The sequence below is a fragment of the Arthrobacter sp. MW3 TE3886 genome (assembly GCF_041262145.1).
Lineage (GTDB): Bacteria > Actinomycetota > Actinomycetes > Actinomycetales > Micrococcaceae > Arthrobacter.
The window spans coordinates 3,683,584-3,703,450 of record NZ_JBGCAN010000001.1 but is presented as its reverse complement, the minus strand read 5'-3'; the positions used below and the strand labels follow the sequence as shown (position 1 = coordinate 3,703,450).

Here is a 19,867-nt window from a genome sequence, read left to right as displayed (position 1 = left end):
CTAGCCGGCGGTAATCGCCAGGTAGCTCGCCGCCAGGAGCAGTACGACGGCGCCAATCGCCACCCAGCGGACGGTCACGGTTGCGGCCGTGCTGGCGGCGTCGCCGGCGAGCTGCCCGCCTTCCACCAGGTCATGCCACCGGGCCCGCACCAGCATGGCGGCCTGGCCGGAGTCCGTGGTCTTCAGATCTCCCGGACGGACCGACTTGCCGGGACCGTAGGTGGTTGCCGGCAGGCCGTGGAGGTCCTCCGGGCGGGCGTGGCGCCCGCCCCAGATGCCGGGGGCGGGCGCGGCCCAGGACGTGTAGCTCTTCTCGGCGGTGACCAGCGTCAGTGCAAAGCGGGTATCGACGTGCACCAGCGCGGCCCACGGCACCTCAATCGAGCGGAACGGGTTTTCCAGGGTGACGCCGGCGTCGTGGACTACAACGGACGGCATCCAGAACAGTTGCCAGCCCATGAAAGCGATGAAGGCCAGCGGGGCGACGCCGCCCAGCGCCCCCGGACCGGCCATGACGACCGTGACCACGACACCGAACGCGGCCACCGCCCAGGACAGCAACGCGAACCATTTGTTGGTTCGTGCTTTGAAGACTTCAACATTTCCGGCGTGCGGCGTAGAGCTCATGCCCCCAATAATTCAGTATTCCGAGCCGCAGCACTAATCCCCGGTGCACCGGCGGCCCGACGGAAGGATAGCCCATCATGACTGACTTCATCACCCTCGATCCGCCGGCCTCACCCGTGCCTGGCAAAGGTGAAACCGTCCTGGAGGTCCGGGACCTCAGCGTGGATTTCGGTGTGGACAAGAAATGGGTCCCGGCCGCGATCGGCCTGAACTACGAGGTCCGGGCCGGCGAAGTGCTCGCCATCGTGGGGGAGTCCGGGTCCGGAAAGAGCTCCAGTTCGATGGCTCTGCTTGGCCTGCTGCCGAGTAACAGCCGTGTGACAGGAAGTGTCAAGCTCGCCGGCCGTGAGCTGCTGGGAACCAACGAGAACAATATTCGCGCCGTGCGCGGCAAGGACGTCGCGGTGATCTTCCAGGAGCCGATGACGGCCCTGAACCCGGTCTACACCGTGGGGTCGCAGATTGTGGAAACTGTGCGTCTGCACAATGAAGTTTCCCCGGAAGAAGCGAGGCTCCGGGCCCTGCGGATGCTGGAACTTGTCGAACTGCCCGATCCGGAGAAGGCCTTCCGGTCGTACCCGCACCAGCTGTCCGGCGGCCAGCGCCAGCGCGCCATGATCGCGCAGTCGCTCTCCTGCGACCCGAAGCTGCTCATCGCCGATGAGCCGACCACGGCCCTCGATGTGACTGTCCAGGCCGAAATCCTTGACCTCATGCGCAACCTGCGGAACAAACTGGATAGTGCCATTGTGCTCATCACCCACGACATGGGAGTGGTGGCCGACCTCGCCGACCGGATCGCGGTCATGCGCAGGGGCGTCATCGTGGAGACAGGTACGGCAGCCCAGATCTTCCACAACCCGCAGCACGAGTACACCCGGGCGCTGCTGGCTGCGGTCCCTCACCTGGGACAGGGCAGCGCGGATTCCGCGGCGGACGTGGACGTCACCGCCGCCCTCGCCGCCGCGACCCACGTCGAGATCCTGTCCATTCCGGAAGACGAGCTGATCCGGCGCGAGCGCGAAAACGCCGCCGCCCTGGCCGCGGCCGAGGCGGCCAAACCGAAGGGGGAGCCGGTCCTGGAGCTTACCGATGTCGCCATCGAGTACCCGAAACAGGGCCGGGTGCCGGCCTTCCGTGCCGTGGAAGGGGCCAACCTGGTCATCTATCCCGGACAGGTGGTCGGCCTCGTCGGCGAGTCGGGTTCGGGCAAGACCACCATCGGCCGGGCCGCCGTCGGGCTGCTGCCGGTGGCGGCAGGCACCATGCGCGTCGTCGGGCAGGACATTTCCGCTGCCAAGAGGAACGGCCGGCAGCTCCACGAGATGCGCCGGCATGTCGGCATGGTGTTCCAGGATCCGTCGTCGTCCCTTAACCCCCGGCTGCCCATCGGGGAAAGCATCGGGGAGCCGATGTTCCTGGCAAAGGCCGCGAAGGGCGCCGAACTGCAGCAACGGATCGAGGCGCTCCTTGACCAGGTCGAGCTGCCGCGGAACTACCGCAACCGCTACCCGCACGAGCTCTCCGGCGGGCAGAAACAGCGCGTGGGGATCGCCCGTGCCCTTTCGCTCAAGCCGAAGCTCATGGTCGCCGACGAGCCCACCTCCGCCCTCGATGTCTCCGTCCAGGCCAAGGTGCTCGATCTGTTCCAGAACCTGCAAAAGGAACTGGGCTTCGCCTGCCTGTTCGTCACCCACGACCTCGCGGTGGTCGACGTGCTCGCGGACCGGATCTGTGTCATGCAGCGCGGCAGGATCGTAGAGCAGGGGACCCGGGACCAGATCCTCCGCAACCCCCAGGAACCCTACACCCAGCGGCTTCTGGCGGCGGTTCCGCTGCCTGATCCGGACAAGCAGCGCGAGCGCCGCGAACTGCGCGCGCAACTGCTGTCCGGTGCGAGCTGAGGCCTATCCGCAGGGCAGGAAAATGGGGGGAAACCCGGCGGATTCCAGTTAACCGCGGGTAACCCAGGTCACACGGCGGGCGAATACTACCAGTCGGTAGCGTGTGACTTGAAATACACTCCGCTTGACGTTAATCGTCATGAGATTGTCGGATCACGGTTTGGCAACAGGGTTCCAACATTTGGACGGTTTAGGGCTAGGCTACTTCCATATGTAGGCCACGTCACAGGGGATACCCCTGTGCCTGCTTACGGGGAAGCATAAGTTTTTCCCTCACGAACTCCCACAACTCATAGGAGGCGGAATGCGTTTTTCGCGCACTTCCAAAGCACTGGGCATGGTGGCTATCGCCGCCCTCGCCCTGACCGGATGCGGTGCCAGCGGCTCCGCGACCGGTAGCGGCAGTACCGGCGGCGACACCAGCAAAGTGATCCTCGCCGACGGCTCCGAACCCCAGCGTCCCCTCATGCCCGCCGACACCAACGAAGTCGGCGGCGGCAAGGTCATCGACATGATCTTCGCGGGCCTGGTCAGCTACGACCCCAGCGGCAAGCCGGTCAACGAACTCGCCGAGTCCATCGAAGGCAAGGACGGCCAGCACTTCACCATCAAGGTCAAGAAGGACCAGAAGTTCACGAACGGCGAAGCCATCACGGCCAAGTCCTTCGTCGATTCCTGGAACTTCGGTGCCGCAGCCAAGAACGCCCAGCTCAGCGGTGGCTTCTTCGAAAGCATCAAGGGCTACGACGAAGCCAGCGCAGAAGGCTCCACGGTTGAGACCATGTCCGGCCTGAAGGTCGTTGACGACCAGACGTTCACCGTGGAACTCAAGCAGCCGGAATCTGACTGGCCGCTTCGCCTGGGCTACACCGCGTTTGTTCCGGTTCCCTCCGGTGCCCTGAAGGATCCGAAGGGCTTCGGCGAGAAGCCGGTCGGCAACGGCCCGTACAAGCTCGCGGACGGCGGCTGGCAGCACAACGTGCAGATCCAGCTCGTTCCGAACCCGGACTACAGCGGCCCGCGCAAGGCCAAGAACGCCGGCGTGACGTTCAAGATCTACCAGAACGACGACTCCGCTTACCAGGACCTGATGTCCAACAACCTGGACATCCTGCAGACGATCCCGACCAGCGCGCTGAAGAACTTCAAGTCTGACCTCGGCGACCGCACCATCAACAAGCCGTACGCCGGCAACCAGACCATCGCCATCCCGGAATACCTGCCGGAATGGAGCGGCGAGGCCGGCAAGCTCCGCCGCCAGGCGATCTCCATGGCGATCAACCGCGAAGAGATCACCAAGGTGATCTTCAACGGCGCACGCCAGCCTGCCAAGGACTTCACGGCCCCCGTGCTTGACGGCTACAGCGACTCGATCGCCGGAGCTGAGAACCTGACTTTCAACGCCGACAAGGCCAAGGAAGCTTGGGCCAAGGCCGACGCGATCCAGAAGTGGGACGCGAACAAGACCTTCACCATTGCCTACAACGCCGACAAGGGCGGACACAAGGCCTGGGTTGAGGCTGTAGTCAACCAGCTCAAGAACACGCTCGGCATCAAGGTTGAAGGCAAGCCGTACGCCACCTTCAAGGAAGCCCGCAACGACGCCACCGCCAAGACCCTCACTGGCTCCATCCGTGCCGGCTGGCAGGCAGACTACCCGTCGCTGTACAACTTCCTCGGCCCGATCTACAAGACCGGTGCCGGCTCCAACGACGCCAGCTACGCCAACCCGACGTTCGACAAGGCCATCTCTGACGGCCTGAACGCCGCGTCGGTCAGCGACGGCAACAAGGCCATGAACAAGGCCCAGGAGATCCTCCTGACGGACCTGCCGGCCATCCCCCTGTGGTACCAGGTTGCCCAGGGCGGCTGGAGCGACAAGGTCACCAACGTCGACTACGGCTGGGACGGCGTCCCGCTGTACTACAACGTAACCGGTAAGTAACAACAAAACGACGGCGGGGGCCGCCCATACTGGGGCCTCCGCCGTCGTCGTGCTTCCCCTCCATTTATTCTCTTGATGCCCGGCTCTTTCGGGCGAACTTTTCGCAGCCCTGCCGCCGTGAGTGAACCGGCGCCGGCCTGCATCCATAGTGAAAAGGTTCTTTGATGAACAACTCCGCCGCATCCCTGGACAGGATGCCTGCCAACGAGGGTGTGACTCGCTGATGTCGACATACATCCTCAAGCGTTTCCTACAACTGATTCCCGTCTTCCTGGGCGCAACACTGCTGGTCTATTTCCTGGTCTTCAGCCTGCCCGGTGACCCCATCGTGGCCCTGTTCGGCGACAAGCCGGTGAACGAGGCGGTGGCAGCCAAGCTGCGCATGCAGTACCACCTGGACCAGCCGTTCTGGATGCAATACCTGCTCTACCTCAAGAGCATCTTCACGTTTGACCTGGGCCAGGACTTCTCCGGACGCCCCATCGCCGCCGTGCTCGGCGAGGTCTTCCCCGTCACGGCGCGGCTGGCCATCATGGCACTGATCTTCGAGGCCTTTTTCGGCATCGTTTTCGGCCTCATCGCCGGCCTGCGCAAGGGCAAGCTCTTCGACGCCACCGTCCTGGTCGCGTCCCTGGTCGTGATCGGCATCCCGATCTTCGTCCTCGGCTTCCTGCTGCAGTTCACCATCGGAGTCCAGCTCGGCTGGGCCAAGCCGACCGTCAGCTCCGCGGCGACCATCCCGGACCTCATCCTGCCGGCGATCGTGCTGGGACTGGGATCGTTCGCCTATGTCCTGCGCCTGACCCGCACGTCAGTCATCGAAAACATGAACGCCGACTATGTGCGCACTGCCACCGCCAAGGGCCTCTCCCGGTTCCAGGTGGTCCGCGTCCACATCCTGCGCAACTCCCTGATTCCCGTCATTACGTTCCTGGGTGCCGACCTCGGTGCCTTGATGGGCGGGGCAATCGTCACGGAAGGCATCTTCAACGTCCCGGGCGTAGGCAACCGGCTCTACCGGGCCGTGCTGTCCGGGGAAGGGCCCACGGTGGTCTCGATCGTCACCGTCCTGGTGCTGATCTACTGCCTCTCCAACCTGCTCGTTGACCTGCTTTACGGCTGGCTTGACCCGAGGATCCGTTATGACTCCTGATAACACCACCACCGCACGGCACTCCGATTCCCGCCGCCCGGTCCGCCGGACCGAGCACTTCGTGGCCGATGTCTCCGAGACCCCGCTCCAGGTAACGGACCGGGTCAAGGACGAAGCCGCACCGCTGAGCCTGTGGGGCGAGGCGTGGAAGAACCTGCGCAAGCAGCCGCTCTTCCTGATCTCCGCGTTCCTGATCCTGGTGGTCGTCGCGGTCTCCGTCTTCCCGGGATTCTTCTCGCAGATCGACCCGACCTCGGAGGCCTGCCAGCTGGCCAACTCCGACGCGGGCCCCGCCGCGGGCCACCCGCTGGGCTTCACCCAGCAGGGCTGCGACGTCTACGCCCGCGTCATCTTCGGTACGCGGTCCTCGGTGACGGTGGGCCTCTTCACCACCATCGGAGTGCTGCTGATCGGCGGCATCCTCGGGGCCGTGGCCGGCTATTACGGCGGCTGGATCGACTCTGTCCTGGCCCGCATCAATGACATCTTCTTCGCCCTGCCCCTGATCCTGGGCGCGATCGTGCTCATGCAGCTGCCGATGTTCCGGACGAACCGGACGGTTTGGACGCTGGTGCTCATCCTGGTTGCCTTCGGCTGGCCGCAGATTGCCCGCATCACCCGCGGCGCCGTCATCGAGGTCCGCAACGCCGACTTCGTCACGGCCGCCCGCTCGCTGGGCGTCTCGAAGTTCGGCGCCCTCATGCGCCACGTGATGCCGAACTCGCTGGCCCCGATCATCGTCGTGGCCACTATCTCCCTGGGCACGTTCATCGTGGCCGAATCCACGCTGTCCTTCCTGGGCATCGGGCTGCCGCCCAGCGTCATGTCCTGGGGCAACGACATCCAGGCGGCGCAGGCCTCGCTCAGGTCCAACCCGATGCCGCTGCTCTACCCGGCCATCGCGCTGTCCATCACCGTCCTGAGCTTCATCATGCTGGGCGACGCCCTGCGTGATGCGCTCGATCCCAAAGCCCGCAAGCGATGAAAGGGGACACCATGAGCGCCTCTGTTGACTTCCAGGAAGCTGGGTACGCCACTGAGCGCCCGCTGCTTGAAATCAAGGACCTGGCCATCGGGTTCACCACCAGCAACGGCGAGGTCAACGCCGTCCGCAACGCCCGCCTCACCGTCATGCCGGGCGAAACCGTCGCGATCGTGGGCGAGTCGGGTTCCGGCAAGTCCACCACCGCGCTGGCTGCCATCGGCCTGCTCCCGGGCAACGGGCGCGTCACGACAGGCCAGATCCTGTTCGACGGCGAGGACATCTCCAACGCCAGCGAAAAGCGGATGATCGAACTCCGCGGCAACAGCATCGGCATGGTCCCGCAGGACCCGATGTCCAACCTCAACCCGGTGTGGAAGATCGGTGACCAGGTCCGCGAGACGCTGAAGGCCAACGGACTGCCGAGCGGCCCCGACGACGTCGCCAAGGTCCTGTCCCAGGCCGGGCTGCCCGACGCCGGAAGCCGCGCAAAGCAGTACCCCCACGAGTTCTCCGGCGGCATGCGCCAGCGCGCGCTGATCGCGATCGGGCTCGCCTGCCAGCCGCGCCTGCTCATCGCGGACGAGCCGACGTCGGCGCTCGATGTGACCGTGCAGCGCCAGATCCTTGATCACCTGGACAAGATGACCACGGAACTGGGCACCGCGGTGCTGCTCATCACGCACGACCTCGGCCTCGCCGCCGAGCGTGCCGACCAGGTGGTGGTCATGTACCGCGGCCAGGTTGTCGAATCCGGGCCCTCGCTGGAGCTGCTGCAGAACCCGCAGCACCCATACACCCAGCGGCTGGTCGCCTCGGCACCGTCGCTGGCGTCCCGGCGCATCCAGGCCGCCAAGGAACTCGGCGTGGAAACCGACGACATGCTCGCCCCGGGCGAGACCGGCGTGGTTGAGCCGGCCAAGTCCGACGACGTCCTGCAGATCCAGAACCTCAGGAAGGTCTTCAAGCTGCGTTCGGGCCTGGGCAAGTCCACGGACTTCACCGCCGTCGACGACATCTCCTTCAACGTCAAGCGGGGAACCACGACGGCGATCGTGGGGGAGTCGGGATCCGGCAAGTCCACAGTGGCGCAGATGGTCCTGAACCTCCTGACGCCGACCTCCGGCAAGATCATCTTCGACGGCGTGGACACCTCCACGCTGAACAGCAAAGAGCTCTTCGCCTTCAGGCGCCGGGTGCAGCCGATCTTCCAGGACCCGTACGGTTCGCTGGACCCGATGTACAACATCTTCCGGACCATTGAGGAACCGCTGCGGACCCACAGGATCGGGGACAAGGCCAGCCGTGAGAAGAAGGTCCGGGAACTGCTGGACCAGGTGGCACTGCCGCAGTCCACCATGCAGCGGTACCCCAACGAACTCTCCGGCGGTCAGCGCCAGCGGGTCGCGATCGCCCGCGCCCTGGCCCTGGACCCCGAAGTGATCATCTGCGACGAGGCTGTCTCGGCACTGGATGTCCTGGTGCAGGCGCAGGTGCTGAACCTGCTCGCCGAACTGCAGTCCCGGCTCGGCCTGACCTACCTGTTCATCACCCACGACCTCGCGGTGGTCCGGCAGATCGCCGACCGCGTGTGTGTCATGGAGAAGGGCAAGCTCGTGGAAACGGGCTCAACGGACGACGTCTTCGAGTCGCCCCAGCAGGACTACACCCGGGCGCTGCTCAACGCCATCCCCGGCGCCGGCCTCATGCTGCCGCCGGAAATGGACGTGGCCAGAGCGGCTGCCTTCCGTAGGGCTTGAACGAGTCCGCCGCCAGCAGCAGTTGGCAGCAGAGGAGCCGGTGTCCTCCCCTTTGGGGGCGGACACCGGCTCCTTTGCTGTGCTGTGGTCCGTCCGGAACTGGAGCCGGTCCTGCGCAGTGGCCGGTCCTGCCTAGTGGCCCGTCCTGCGCTAGTGGGACAACCCGGCGCCAGCGGCCCGTCCTGCGTAGTGGGACAAGCCGGCGAGCATGCCCGGGTCAGCGTAGTCAAACCCCATGGACTGCAGCCGCTGGCCGAAAACGGCGCCCAGGGCCGCGTGGCCCTGCCGGTTCAGGTGGACACGGTCCGCCATCGAGCCTGTCAGGTTGTACCGGGTGAGCCAGTCGCCCGCGCTGACGAACGGCAGCCCGTGACGGTCCGCCACCCGCCCCAGAAGCGCGTCCACCTCGCTCCGGCGTCCTCCGCCGTAGTGGGCGCCGCGCCCGAGTGTGCCCACCATGAGTATCCGGGCCGCGGGGTAACGCTGCTGGATGCTCGCGATCAGCCGTTCCGCGTTGGCGACGATCTGCGCGTCGGAGGCGCCCCGTGCGGCATCGTTCCCGCCGCCTTCGATCACCACGAGGGGAGGAGCGCCGTAGGGGAGCTTCCAGTCGCCGCGCTGAAGCGCGTCAATGTAGTTGCCGGTCTTGCCGTTGGACGCCACGAAACCGGTGCCGCCCCGGCCACAGAAGAAGACCTTGTACCCAGCCGCGGCCAGACCCTGCCTGGGCCAGCCATAGGCCGGTTCCGACTGTGAGTCGCCAATCAGCACAGCGATGTTGCTGGTGTCCTTGACGATGATCTCGTTGCGGCCGTTGTCAGGATTGCGGTAGGTCGAGCCGCTCGGCAGGGTGGCGGGGTCGATGGTGGACCCGATGCGTGTCTTCGCCACGGATCCGGCCGCGACCGGCACTCCCGCGCCGATGGCCGCTCCGGACCCGCCGCCGGTCAGTGGCGCGCCCAAAGATCCCGCGTCGGAAGAGCCGACTTCGGAAGAGCCCGAGTCGGGCGCAGGTGAATACGAGGCCTGCCCGCAGCCGCCAAGAACCACGCCGGTGGCGATCATCATTGCGACGAAGCGGGACAGGGCCGAGGCGTTTCGCATGAATGTCTCCGGGCTTGCTTGCTGCTATCAGAGCAATGATGGTGCATGGGCCCCGGAAAATCCAGTGACTTTACTCACACGTAACAGACCACTTCCGTGCGCCCGTCACGCTCTGGCGACGGCCGGGCCGCCGGTCGCCGATCCGCATTTTAGGCCAATAAATGACCTAGCGTTTAGAATGGTAGTAGGTGCCCTGTGCCAAAGGGACTTATCTGTCGTGCGTTCCGGTTGGAAATGTCGCGATACCACAGCTGACTTCACCACTGAATCGAGCAATAACGCATGTCTGAAACCACCACCAACACCGCGGTAGCCACTGCATCGCGCAGTGACCTGCGCAACGTCGCGATCGTGGCCCACGTTGACCACGGCAAGACCACGCTGGTCGACGCCATGCTCAAGCAGACCAACTCCTTTGCCGAGCACAACCACCTCGAAGACCGCGTCATGGACTCCGGTGACCTGGAACGCGAAAAGGGCATCACCATCCTGGCCAAGAACACCACGGTGGCCTACAACGGACCGTCCTCCAACGGCGAAACCATCACCATCAACGTCATCGACACCCCCGGCCACGCCGACTTCGGTGGCGAGGTCGAGCGCGGCCTGTCCATGGTCGACGGCGTCGTCCTCCTCGTCGATGCCTCTGAGGGCCCGCTGCCCCAGACCCGGTTCGTGCTGCGCAAGGCCCTCGCCGCGCACCTGCCCGTGATCCTCCTGGTCAACAAGACCGACCGCCCCGACGCGCGGATCGAAGAAGTTGTCCACGAGTCCATGGACCTGCTCCTGGGCCTGGCCTCGGACCTCGCCGACGAAGTTCCGGACCTCGACCTGGACAAGATCCTGAACGTTCCGGTTGTTTACGCCGCCGCCAAGGTCGGCCGCGCCTCCCTCGAGCAGCCCGCCGACGGCAGCGCCCCCGAAAACGAGGACCTCGAGCCGCTCTTCCAGGCCATCATCGAGCACATCCCGGCCCCGACCTACAACCCGAACGGTGTCCTGCAGGCGCACGTCACCAACCTGGACGCCTCCCCGTTCCTGGGCCGCCTGGCGCTGCTGCGCATCTACAACGGCACCCTGCGCAAGGGCCAGACCGTCGCTTGGGCACGTGCCAACGGTGAGCTGAAGAACGTCAAGATCACCGAACTGCTGGCCACCAAGGCACTGGACCGTGTTCCCGCGGAATCCGCCGGCCCCGGAGAAATCGTTGCTGTTGCCGGCATCGAGGAAATCACCATCGGCGAGACCCTGACCGACGCCGAGAACCCGCAGCCGCTGCCGCTGATCACGGTTGACGACCCGGCCATCTCCATGACCATCGGTATCAACACCTCGCCGCTGGCCGGCAAGGTCAAGGGCGCCAAGGTCACGGCCCGCCAGGTCAAGGACCGCCTCGACAAGGAACTGATCGGTAACGTCTCCATCAAGGTTCTCCCCACCGAGCGTCCCGACGCCTGGGAAGTCCAGGGCCGTGGCGAGCTTGCACTGGCCATCCTGGTCGAGCAGATGCGCCGCGAAGGCTTTGAACTGACCGTCGGCAAGCCGCAGGTGGTCACCAAGACCATCGACGGCAAGGTCCACGAGCCGATGGAACACATGACCATCGACGTGCCCGAAGAGTACCTCGGCGCCGTCACCCAGCTGATGGCCGCCCGCAAGGGCCGCATGACCAACATGGCCAACCACGGCACCGGCTGGTGCCGCATGGAGTTCATCGTTCCGGCCCGTGGCCTGATCGGGTTCCGCACCAAGTTCCTCACGGACACCCGCGGCGCCGGCATCGCCGCCTCCATCTCCGAAGGCTACGAGCCGTGGGCCGGCCCCATCGAGTACCGCACCAACGGTTCGATGATCGCCGACCGCGCCGGTGTTGTGACCCCGTTCGCCATGATCAACCTGCAGGAACGTGGCTCCTTCTTCGTCAAGCCCACCTCCGAGGTGTACGAGGGCATGATCGTCGGCGAGAACTCCCGCGCCGACGACATGGACGTGAACATCACGAAGGAAAAGAAGCTCACCAACATGCGTGCAGCCTCCTCGGACACCTTCGAGAACCTGACGCCGCCGCGCGACCTGACCCTCGAAGAGTCCCTCGAATTCGCCCGCGAAGACGAGTGCGTTGAGGTTACCCCGGATTCAATCCGCATCCGCAAGGTCATCCTGGACACCAACGAGCGTGCCAAGGCCAACCGCGCCCGCGCCAAGGTCTGATCCCGGTCTCCGGGCTTCCGCCACAACGTGACTAAGAGAGCTGCCGGTACGGCAGGCGGCATTGCCGCCGCCGTGCCGGCAGCTCTTTTTGTTGCCCTGGCCGGCACCGCCCTGCACCGCCACGACCTGGTCCTGGGCGGCGTGGAGCTCCCGTGGGGCGCCGTCGCGGCCCTCGTGCTGCTGGGCTCGGTCCAGTTGTGGCTGGGGGCGGCGTTCTGTTCGGTCGTCCCGACGGCGGCCTGCGGAGTTCTCTGCTACGCGCTGACCGGCTGGTGGTCCACCTTGGAAGCGGGCAAGCGCCTGGTCATCGGCGACGCCGCAGGCAATATCTGGGTCTTCGGCATCGCAGGCATCACCGTGGCCATGCTCGCCTGGTGCCGGCGCTACAGGAGGCCGACCGGCCAGGACCGGTGATGACTGGCCAGGACGGGTGATGACTGGCCAGAACGGGTGATGACTGGCTAGGACGGGGCCCCATTGCCCCTGCTCCCCACGCGGGACATGCCCATTTTTCGTTGGCTCGAGTGGGCACAATGGCATCATGTCCGGCGCAGAGCTCGTCCCCGGGACATGTCCAGTCCTTATGATTGGGCCAGTCCAGCTCACCCATCCCGTCCGGGGACATGCCCATTTTTCGTTCGCCCGAGTGGGCACAATGGCATCATGTCCGGCCTTGGACTGCCGCGAGGGACATGTCCAGCCGCTGGCGGCGGCCGAGTCTTTCGCGATCCTGACCGGTCGGTGCAGTTTTCCACATAGCGCGGGATGTGACTATCCGGGCGCAGAGTGCGGCCCCCACCATGGGTGAATGGCCAACATCATCGAGGTCCTCTCGAATTACGACGGCGTCGCCCGCGCCAAATACATCACGGCCGCGGGGGTCTCCGACTTTCAGCTCAAGTCCGCGATGGCCTCGGGAACCGTGTCCCGGGTGGCCCGCGGCGTCTACGCGTTGCCCGGTGCGGACGCGCAGCTGATTTCCATTCGCTCGCTTCCAGCGGAGCCCGCGTGCGTCACCGCGGCCCACTTCAGCGGGCTGTGGGTTCTCAACGCCCCGGCCCGGCCGCATGTAGCCCTCACCCACAGCAGGAGCTACCAGGGCTTCGTCTGCCACCGCGCTTCCGTGCCACCCACTCTCCTAGACACGGTCATCCAATGCTTGCGTTGCTTACCCGAACCTGACGGGCTGATCATCGCCGAATCCGCCGTCGTGCTGAAGGGGCTCCCGCTAGGTTCGCTGCGTCAGCGGCTCGATGGCCGGAACGACTCCCGGGAGCGCCGGATCGTGTCGGCGATTGTCCCGCAGTCGCAGTCGCTCATTGAGTGCCTGGCCAGATTCCTGCTGCGGCGGGCCGGCTTCCATGTTGAATCGCAGGTCAACGTTCCGGGGATGGGACACCTGGACCTGATGGTCGATGGCCGCCTCGGCATCGAGACTGACGGGGCCGGATTCCACATGGACAAGGCGAGCTTCGAGGAAGACCGGCGGCGGTGGAACGTCACCACGCGCAGGGGAATCCCGACACTTGTTGTGACGTACCCGCTGCTGAGGGACCATCCCGAGGATTTCATCACCATGGTCCAGGAAGCCCTGAACAGGCTGGCTGCCGCCGCCTAGAGTCAGACTCCACCCCGAGCTTCGTGGGCCTTGCGATGCGCCTCGGCACTCCATCGTGATCCTGCACCGCGCCGAGCCTCCTCTGTGGAATTGTCCGTGCTGTGTCGATTCGCCACTGGATATGTCCGTTATTCCGTTAGTCCGCCACCGGACATGTCGCTTGTTCCGTTAGTCCGCCACCGGACATGTCGCTTGTTCCGTTAGTCCGCCACCGGACATGTCCCTTGCTCCGTCGATTCACCAATGGACATGTCCCACGCTGGCTGGCGGCGATGAGCATGGCGCCGAAATGTCCATCTCCAGCAGCGAGGGGAGGGCATGTCCATTGGTGGCCGGGGGTGGGGCTGGGCATGTGCGTGGTTGGCCGGCAGGGGAGGGCATGTCCATTGGTGGTCGGGGGTGGGGCTGGGCATGTGCGTGGTTGGCCGGCAGGGGAGGGCATGTCCATTGGTGGCCGGGGGCGGGGCTGGGCCTGTGCGTGGTTGGCCGGCAGGGGAGGGCATGTCCAACGGTCGGGTGGTGCGGAGGGCATGTCCACTTGGCGCGACCACCGACGCGACCACCCCGGAAGCTCGGGTCAGGGCGCCTGCACCCGCGGGGCGCGGCGCGGGGGGGGCGGCGGGACTTCCTTGGCTGCCACTACAAGGGGCAGTGCGATGACGACGTCGGAGCGGCGGGTGCGGACGGTGCACACGCCGTCGGCGCGGTTCACGAGCTCGCCGAGGGCATCCGTCAGGCCGCCATCGATCCTGTACCGGACCACAACGCGGGTCCCGAGCGGGGCGGCGGCGAGGAACTGCTGGGGCAAGGGCAAAGGCGAGCTCATCAGATCATAGTAAGACGCGGAGCCTGTGTGACGTCCGGCTAGGTTCGCGGGAACAGGCTGGGAGATAATAGGCTCAGAAGTCAGCAGCCCGGCTCAGGGCCTGGAAATCATCCGGCCGGTCGCCGGAACCAACGTGGAGAGGCCAGGGACGTGACGTACGTAATCGCGCAGCCGTGTGTAGATGTCAAAGACAAGGCATGCATTGAGGAGTGCCCCGTCGATTGCATTTACGAGGGTGAGCGTTCCCTGTACATCCACCCCGACGAGTGCGTGGACTGCGGTGCCTGTGAGCCGGTCTGCCCCGTGGAGGCGATCTACTACGAGGATGACACCCCCGAAGAATGGGCCGACTACTACAAGGCCAACGTCGAGTTCTTCGACGAACTCGGGTCCCCGGGCGGCGCCGCGAAGGTCGGGAACACCCACACCGACCACCCCATGATCGCCGCCCTGCCGCCGCAGAACCAAGACAACTAGGACGGCGCTACGGTGACATCCGCGGTGCGCACCTTCGGCCTGAGCCTGCCCGACTACCCGTGGGAGGCCATGGCGCCGTATCTCGCAACGGCAGTCCGGCACGCGGAGGGAGCCGTCAACCTTTCCATCGGAACCCCGGTGGACCCCACGCCGGACCTGATCCAGGAGGCGCTGCGCGCCGCCGCGGACGCCCCCGGCTATCCCACAGTCCACGGGACGCCGGCCCTGCGGGAGGCCATCGCCGGCTGGTTTGCGCGCCGGCGCGGCGTCCCCGGGCTCGATCCGCAGCATGTGATGCCGACGGTCGGTTCCAAGGAACTCGTCGCGTGGCTGCCTTTCCTGCTCGGTCTGAAGCCGGGCGACGTCGTCGTCCGCCCCACGGTTGCGTACCCCACCTATGACATCGGGGCCACTTTCGCCGGTGCGGAGCAGGTCGCCGCCGACAACCTCGACGAGCTCGACGCCGGCACCCGGGCCCGTGTGCGCCTGGTCTGGGTCAATTCACCGGCCAACCCCACCGGCAGCGTGCGGGACATTGCGTCGCTGCGGCTGATCGTCCGCCAGGCCCGCGAACTCGGCGCCGTCGTCGCGTCCGACGAATGCTACGCCGAACTCGGCTGGGGGGAGTGGGACGTCCAGCGCGGCGGCGCCCCGGTCCCCAGCATCCTGGATCCCCGGGTCGCGGAGGGCTCCCACGATGGCCTGCTCGCCGTCTATTCGCTGAGCAAACAGTCCAACGTGGCCGGCTACCGGGCGGCATTCGTCGCCGGCGACCCGGTGATCATGGCGAACCTGGTCAACAGCCGCAAACACGCCGGAATGATCGTTCCCTATCCGGTCCAGGAAGCGATGCGCGTGGCCCTCGGCGACGACGCCCACGTCCAGGCCCAGAAAGACCTATACCGGGGCCGGCGGGAACGGATCGTGCCCGCGCTGGAGGATTTTGGCCTGACAATCCATGAATCGAGGGCTGGCCTTTATCTGTGGGCCACCGCAGGCGAGGCGACGTGGGACACCGTGGGCCGGCTCGCGGACCGCGGTATCGTCGTCGGCCCCGGGGTCTTCTACGGCGACGCCGGCAACGGGTTCATCCGGGTGGCGCTGACCGCCAGCGACGAAAGGATCGACGCCGCCGTGTCGCGGCTGGCCCCGGAAGCGTAACAATGCTGTGACGCGTACCACATGTGGCGCGTTTTTGGCGCTTTGCAGACCCCCCGGATTAGTGCCACCCGCGAAGTGAAGGTACTTTTTAACTGACGATCAATGGTGGCTTTCCACAAGAAGGCAGCGCAGCCTTTGGAAATCCTGTCCGCACAGGATCCGCGGGCAGCTTCACCAGATGTTGGACCAGCTTTCGACAGAGGCCCCGATGCCTCATGAGGAGACTCCATGACTGAAACCACCAGCGCAACCCTGCGCCATGCCGGCGGCGAACTCGAACTCCCGCGCATCAAGGTTGTAGAAGGGAACGAAGGCTACGACGTTTCCAAGCTGCTGAAGCAGACCGGCGCCGTCGCCTTCGACCCCGGTTTCATGAACACCGCGGCCACCACCTCGGCCATCACCTACATCGACGGTGACGCCGGCATCCTGCGCTACCGCGGCTACCCGATCGAACAGCTGGCCCAGCACTCGAGCTTCCTGGAAGTCTCCTACCTGCTGATCTACGGCAACCTGCCGACCCCCACCGAGCTGGAATCCTTCGACCAGCGGATCCGCCACCACACCCTGCTGCACGAGGAGCTCAAGGGCTTCTTCAGCGGCTTCCCCCGTGACGCCCACCCGATGCCGGTGCTGTCCTCGGCCGTGTCGGCGCTCTCCACGTTCTACCAGGACTCGCTGGATCCGTTCAACGCCGAGCAGGTGGAGGTTTCCACCATCCGGCTCATGGCCAAGATGCCGGTCATCGCCGCCTACGCCCACAAGAAGTCGATCGGGCAGCCCATGCTGTACCCGGACAACTCGATGAACCTGGTGGAGAACTTCCTGCGCCTGAGCTTTGGCCTGCCAGCCGAGCAGTACGAGGTGGACCCGGTCATCGCCAAGGCCCTGGACCTGCTCCTGATCCTGCACGCTGACCATGAGCAGAACTGCTCGACGTCGACCGTCCGCCTGGTCGGCTCTTCGAACGCGAACCTGTTCGCCTCCGTCTCCGCCGGCATCAACGCCCTCTTCGGTCCCGCACACGGCGGTGCCAACGAGGCCGTCCTGAAGATGCTGCGCCAGATCCAAGCCGACGGCGTCAAGCCCGAGGACTACATGGAGAAGGTCAAGAACAAGGAAGACGGCGTCCGCCTCATGGGCTTCGGGCACCGCGTCTACAAGAACTACGACCCCCGCGCCAAGATCATCAAGGCCACGGCCCACGAGGTCCTGAGCAAGCTCGGCGGAAACGACGAGCTCCTCGACATCGCCATGCGCCTTGAAGAGAAAGCCCTGGGCGATGACTACTTCATCCAGCGCAAGCTCTACCCCAACGTGGACTTCTACACCGGCCTGATTTACAAGGCCATGGGCTTCCCCGAGAAGATGTTCACCGTGCTGTTCGCAATCGGACGCCTGCCGGGCTGGATCGCCCAGTGGCGCGAGATGATCAGCGACCCCAACACCAAGATCGGCCGCCCGCGCCAGCTCTACGTCGGCGAGCCGGAACGCAACTACCCGTCGCTGTAGCCCGCCCGCCGGCCACGGCGCACGCGCGATAGACAGTACGACGCCGGCCGCGCACCTTTTGCTGAGGTGCGCGGCCGGCGTCGTTCTTAGGGGCTCACCCGCTGTGAGCCGCGCCGCTGAGATCCGCGCCGATGTGACCCGCGCCACGTCCCCGGTGGAACCGGTGTGCCCCGGGGCGGCAGCGGCACGGACGTGCTAAAAAAGACCAGTGCCTAAATTTGTCGACGCCGTAATCCGGCGCCAGGAAATAGTTGACGCAGTCTTCAGGATCATCGCAACGGATGGTCTCGAGCGGGCCTCGCTGCGGGAAGTCGCAGATGAAGCGCAGCTGGCCGTCGGCTCGGTGCGGCACTATTTCGCCAGCAGCGACGAGCTGTTGACCCACGCGTTCGCGGTGGTGGTGGACCGGATCGTCGGCCGCCTCACCGACGCGGACTCCCGTCTGGGCGATACGCCGCCGGGGTCAGGGGAGCAGCATGCGGCCGTCCTGGCGCTGCTGGGTGAGTTTCTTCCGCTGGACGAGGAACGGGCGGTTGATGCCTGCGTCTGGATGGCCTTCAAGAATGCCGCCCGGACAAGGCAGTTCCTGGCCACGGAGGCCGACCGCAGCCACCGGGCGGTGGCCGCCGTCGTGGGCGGGCTCATCCTGGGCCTGGCGGGGGCTGCTTCTGTCGATGCCGCCGCTGACGCCAATGACGCAGCCGGCCTCGAGCAGCAGGTGCTGGTCACCGAAGCGGAACTGTTACTGGCAGTCCTGGACGGTCTGACGATGCACGCCCTCCTGCAGCCCGAGTGGATGACGGCCCTGATGTGCCAGGATGTGCTCGAAGCCCATCTGGAGGGCCTGAACCGCCGGCTGGCGGCCGGGCAGCCAGCCGTTACCGCCTCATAACAACAGGAATAGACTGAGATCGTACGTCTTGCCAAGGAGGCAATTGGATGCACCACACCGGCGGACCTGGCTGGCGGATCACGATGGATACTTCTGGTCCCATGCTCATTGCCCTCTACGTTCGTGACGCCGCCGGACTGGACACTGCGGGACACCCGGCGCTCTGCCACGCGACACCAAAGATCCGCGCCTCGGACCACTCGCACCTGATCGCCGAGGTTGGCGGCCCGGCTGCGCTTAAGACCGAATGGGAGGCCTGGTGGGAACAGCTGCTGAAGGCCCACCCGGAAATGTCTCCCGAGCTCTCCCCGCCGGGCTTCCGGGCGTTCAGTAATTCGCCGGCCCTCCGGCGCGTGCTGCAGGCCCATTTCGGGGCCGCTTTGACGTGGGCCCGGGAACGCCTCGGGGAATACGAGGCCCTCGAAGCGGAGCGCGAAGCCAACGGCAACAACGAGCTGCTGGCCGACATGGTGGAGGACCGCCTGCTTGACGTGGGACGCGCTTCAAAGGATTTCGGCCTGACGATCATCGAGCTCCCGCTTGCGGAGCCGCGGGCCTGGTATCTCGAGCCCGACAAGATCATCATGAGCCGCGAGCTGTTGTCCCAGCCGGAGCTGTTCCGCAGCTACGTGCAGCCGGTGGTCGATCTGCTCGTCTGAGGCCGCCCGGTGGCAACTGGCCCCGGTGGCGGCAGCGCCCGGTGAAAACAGGCCCCGGTGGCGGCAGGCCGCCCGGCAGGGGGTCAGGTGCCGGGCGTGTCGGCGACGGTTACCCTGACCTGGCCGGCCGGGACTTGTGCCGGCTGCCAACCGTCGCGGGACTGCCGGTTCCAGGCGCGGCCGTCGACCTCCACGCTGGTGATTTCGAGCTCCTTGGCGTTGGCCACCGCCCACTGACCCACAGCCCAGGCCTGGGTGCCTTCGGCCTCCACGAGCAGTGTCCGGCCGGTGGTGGTTGCCGGGACGTCACCCAGCGCAGCGGTCAGCCCCGCGGTGACGGCGGCAGGATCCCCGGCGGCGTCGGGTGAGCGCAGCGAGCAGTCCAGGCCTGCGGGCGTCTGGCCGCTCAGGGCGGCGGCGAAGGCGCGGGCCATGACCTCATGCTGGGCATAGGCCTCCGGGTACGCCGAGCGCTGGACGCGCTGGGCGGCAACGGTGATCTCCAGCGACTCGTACCCGGAGACCTCGACGAGCGCATCGTAGAACGCGTTGCTGGCGTGGTACGGGTCCATCACCTGCGCCGTGGTGCCCCAGCCCTGGGACGGCCGCTGCTGGAATAATCCGCGGGAGTCGGGACCGGCCTGGTCACCATGGCCGATGTTGCGCAGTTTGGATTCCTGCATCGAGGTGGCCAGCGCAATGCTGGCGGCCCGGGCGGGAAGCCCCCGCCGGACCGCGACGGCGGTGATGAGGGAGGCATTGGCCGCCTGGTCGGTGGCGAGGTCATCGCCCCCGCTGCCCGCGGCCGTGCAGCGTTCGGTGATCAACGTCTCCGACCGCTGCAGGAACGCCACCGCGGTGTAGATGGCGCCCGCGACCATCGCAAGGGTCAGCAGAAGGACGATCCGGCGCCGCCAGCTCCCTCGTCGTGCCACGAAAATACTCCCTCAGGCCCCAGCGGGCTGCGTCATCGGCTTTTTCGTCGGGGCGGCTTGGGCCGCCCGCGCGGTCTTCGCCGCCCGCCATACCGTACCAG

The 19,867-nt window shown here is 66.0% G+C and carries 17 protein-coding genes; 13 read left to right on the top strand and 4 right to left on the bottom strand.

What is annotated here, in order from left to right; translation table 11 throughout:
* Positions 1-627 carry a PH domain-containing protein gene (locus ABH915_RS16775; protein ID WP_370123393.1) on the bottom strand — a complete coding sequence of 209 codons (627 nt, stop codon included), beginning with the start codon at positions 625-627 and terminating at the stop codon, positions 1-3.
* Positions 628-704: 77 nt separating this feature from the next.
* Between ABH915_RS16775 and ABH915_RS16770 the strand changes: the two genes are divergently transcribed.
* The 5 genes from ABH915_RS16770 (at position 705) to ABH915_RS16750 (ending at position 8,371) form a co-directional block, all read left to right on the top strand.
* Complete coding sequence (locus tag ABH915_RS16770) at positions 705-2,531, top strand: dipeptide ABC transporter ATP-binding protein (RefSeq protein ID WP_370123390.1); 1,827 nt, start codon at positions 705-707, stop codon at positions 2,529-2,531.
* A 304-nt stretch (positions 2,532-2,835) separates the two neighbouring features.
* Positions 2,836-4,476, top strand: a complete 1,641-nt coding sequence (locus tag ABH915_RS16765; RefSeq protein WP_018773795.1) for an ABC transporter substrate-binding protein — start codon at positions 2,836-2,838, stop codon at positions 4,474-4,476.
* 223 nt (positions 4,477-4,699) lie between these two features.
* Positions 4,700-5,629 carry an ABC transporter permease gene (locus tag ABH915_RS16760; RefSeq protein WP_018773796.1) on the top strand — a complete coding sequence of 310 codons (930 nt, stop codon included), beginning with the start codon at positions 4,700-4,702 and terminating at the stop codon, positions 5,627-5,629.
* Positions 5,619-6,614 carry an ABC transporter permease gene (locus ABH915_RS16755; RefSeq protein WP_370123386.1) on the top strand — a complete coding sequence of 332 codons (996 nt, stop codon included), beginning with the start codon at positions 5,619-5,621 and terminating at the stop codon, positions 6,612-6,614. Before ABH915_RS16760 ends, ABH915_RS16755 begins: the two co-directional genes overlap by 11 nt.
* Before the next feature lie 11 nt (positions 6,615-6,625).
* Entirely contained in the window at positions 6,626-8,371 is a 1,746-nt protein-coding gene (locus ABH915_RS16750) for an ABC transporter ATP-binding protein (protein WP_370123383.1), read from the top strand.
* A 150-nt stretch (positions 8,372-8,521) separates the two neighbouring features.
* Here the strand turns inward: ABH915_RS16750 and ABH915_RS16745 are convergent, their stop codons facing one another.
* Positions 8,522-9,475, bottom strand: a complete 954-nt coding sequence (locus ABH915_RS16745) for an SGNH/GDSL hydrolase family protein (protein ID WP_370123380.1) — start codon at positions 9,473-9,475, stop codon at positions 8,522-8,524.
* A gap of 282 nt (positions 9,476-9,757) precedes the next feature.
* On the opposite strand from ABH915_RS16745, the gene typA reads away from it, so the two are divergent.
* From typA to ABH915_RS16730, 3 genes are all read left to right on the top strand, one after another.
* Complete coding sequence (gene typA / locus ABH915_RS16740) at positions 9,758-11,686, top strand: translational GTPase TypA (RefSeq protein ID WP_018773801.1); 1,929 nt, start codon at positions 9,758-9,760, stop codon at positions 11,684-11,686.
* Positions 11,687-11,713: 27 nt separating this feature from the next.
* Entirely contained in the window at positions 11,714-12,100 is a 387-nt protein-coding gene (locus ABH915_RS16735; RefSeq protein WP_370123377.1) for a hypothetical protein, read from the top strand.
* 394 nt (positions 12,101-12,494) lie between these two features.
* Entirely contained in the window at positions 12,495-13,304 is an 810-nt protein-coding gene (locus ABH915_RS16730) for a type IV toxin-antitoxin system AbiEi family antitoxin domain-containing protein (protein WP_370123374.1), read from the top strand.
* A gap of 577 nt (positions 13,305-13,881) precedes the next feature.
* On the opposite strand, the gene ABH915_RS16725 is transcribed toward ABH915_RS16730, so the two are convergent.
* Positions 13,882-14,130 carry a hypothetical protein gene (locus ABH915_RS16725; RefSeq protein ID WP_370123371.1) on the bottom strand — a complete coding sequence of 83 codons (249 nt, stop codon included), beginning with the start codon at positions 14,128-14,130 and terminating at the stop codon, positions 13,882-13,884.
* A 150-nt stretch (positions 14,131-14,280) separates the two neighbouring features.
* Between ABH915_RS16725 and fdxA the strand changes: the two genes are divergently transcribed.
* The 5 genes from fdxA (at position 14,281) to ABH915_RS16700 (ending at position 18,831) form a co-directional block, all read left to right on the top strand.
* A complete protein-coding gene (fdxA, locus tag ABH915_RS16720) occupies positions 14,281-14,607 on the top strand; it encodes a ferredoxin (RefSeq protein WP_026266493.1) in 327 nt (108 codons plus the stop codon).
* A 12-nt stretch (positions 14,608-14,619) separates the two neighbouring features.
* The gene (dapC, locus tag ABH915_RS16715) at positions 14,620-15,768 is read left to right on the top strand and encodes a succinyldiaminopimelate transaminase (RefSeq protein WP_370123367.1); all 1,149 of its coding nucleotides are present in this window, start codon (positions 14,620-14,622) and stop codon (positions 15,766-15,768) included.
* Between the two features lie 228 nt (positions 15,769-15,996).
* A complete protein-coding gene (locus ABH915_RS16710) occupies positions 15,997-17,280 on the top strand; it encodes a citrate synthase (RefSeq protein WP_018773807.1) in 1,284 nt (427 codons plus the stop codon).
* 208 nt (positions 17,281-17,488) lie between these two features.
* Positions 17,489-18,172 (top strand): TetR/AcrR family transcriptional regulator, encoded by a 684-nt coding sequence (locus ABH915_RS16705; protein WP_370123363.1) that lies wholly within the window; start codon positions 17,489-17,491, stop codon positions 18,170-18,172.
* 47 nt (positions 18,173-18,219) lie between these two features.
* The gene (locus tag ABH915_RS16700) at positions 18,220-18,831 is read left to right on the top strand and encodes a hypothetical protein (RefSeq protein WP_370123360.1); all 612 of its coding nucleotides are present in this window, start codon (positions 18,220-18,222) and stop codon (positions 18,829-18,831) included.
* A gap of 83 nt (positions 18,832-18,914) precedes the next feature.
* On the opposite strand, the gene ABH915_RS16695 is transcribed toward ABH915_RS16700, so the two are convergent.
* Positions 18,915-19,712: a hypothetical protein gene (locus ABH915_RS16695; RefSeq protein ID WP_370125031.1), complete on the bottom strand. Its 798-nt coding sequence runs from the start codon at positions 19,710-19,712 to the stop codon at positions 18,915-18,917.
* Positions 19,713-19,867: the final 155 nt, after the last annotated feature.

Bases quoted from the DNA above. Each gene is read 5' to 3' on its own strand.
- ABH915_RS16775 (WP_370123393.1), bottom strand. From the start codon at position 627: ATGAGCTCTACGCCGCACGCCGGAAATGTTGAAGTCTTCAAAGCACGA.
- ABH915_RS16770 (WP_370123390.1), top strand. From the start codon at position 705: ATGACTGACTTCATCACCCTCGATCCGCCGGCCTCACCCGTGCCTGGC.
- ABH915_RS16765 (WP_018773795.1), top strand. From the start codon at position 2,836: ATGCGTTTTTCGCGCACTTCCAAAGCACTGGGCATGGTGGCTATCGCC.
- ABH915_RS16760 (WP_018773796.1), top strand. From the start codon at position 4,700: ATGTCGACATACATCCTCAAGCGTTTCCTACAACTGATTCCCGTCTTC.
- ABH915_RS16755 (WP_370123386.1), top strand. From the start codon at position 5,619: ATGACTCCTGATAACACCACCACCGCACGGCACTCCGATTCCCGCCGC.
- ABH915_RS16750 (WP_370123383.1), top strand. From the start codon at position 6,626: ATGAGCGCCTCTGTTGACTTCCAGGAAGCTGGGTACGCCACTGAGCGC.
- ABH915_RS16745 (WP_370123380.1), bottom strand. From the start codon at position 9,475: ATGCGAAACGCCTCGGCCCTGTCCCGCTTCGTCGCAATGATGATCGCC.
- typA (WP_018773801.1), top strand. From the start codon at position 9,758: ATGTCTGAAACCACCACCAACACCGCGGTAGCCACTGCATCGCGCAGT.
- ABH915_RS16730 (WP_370123374.1), top strand. From the start codon at position 12,495: ATGGCCAACATCATCGAGGTCCTCTCGAATTACGACGGCGTCGCCCGC.
- ABH915_RS16725 (WP_370123371.1), bottom strand. From the start codon at position 14,130: ATGAGCTCGCCTTTGCCCTTGCCCCAGCAGTTCCTCGCCGCCGCCCCG.
- ABH915_RS16710 (WP_018773807.1), top strand. From the start codon at position 15,997: ATGACTGAAACCACCAGCGCAACCCTGCGCCATGCCGGCGGCGAACTC.
- ABH915_RS16700 (WP_370123360.1), top strand. From the start codon at position 18,220: ATGCACCACACCGGCGGACCTGGCTGGCGGATCACGATGGATACTTCT.
- ABH915_RS16695 (WP_370125031.1), bottom strand. From the start codon at position 19,712: ATGGTCGCGGGCGCCATCTACACCGCGGTGGCGTTCCTGCAGCGGTCG.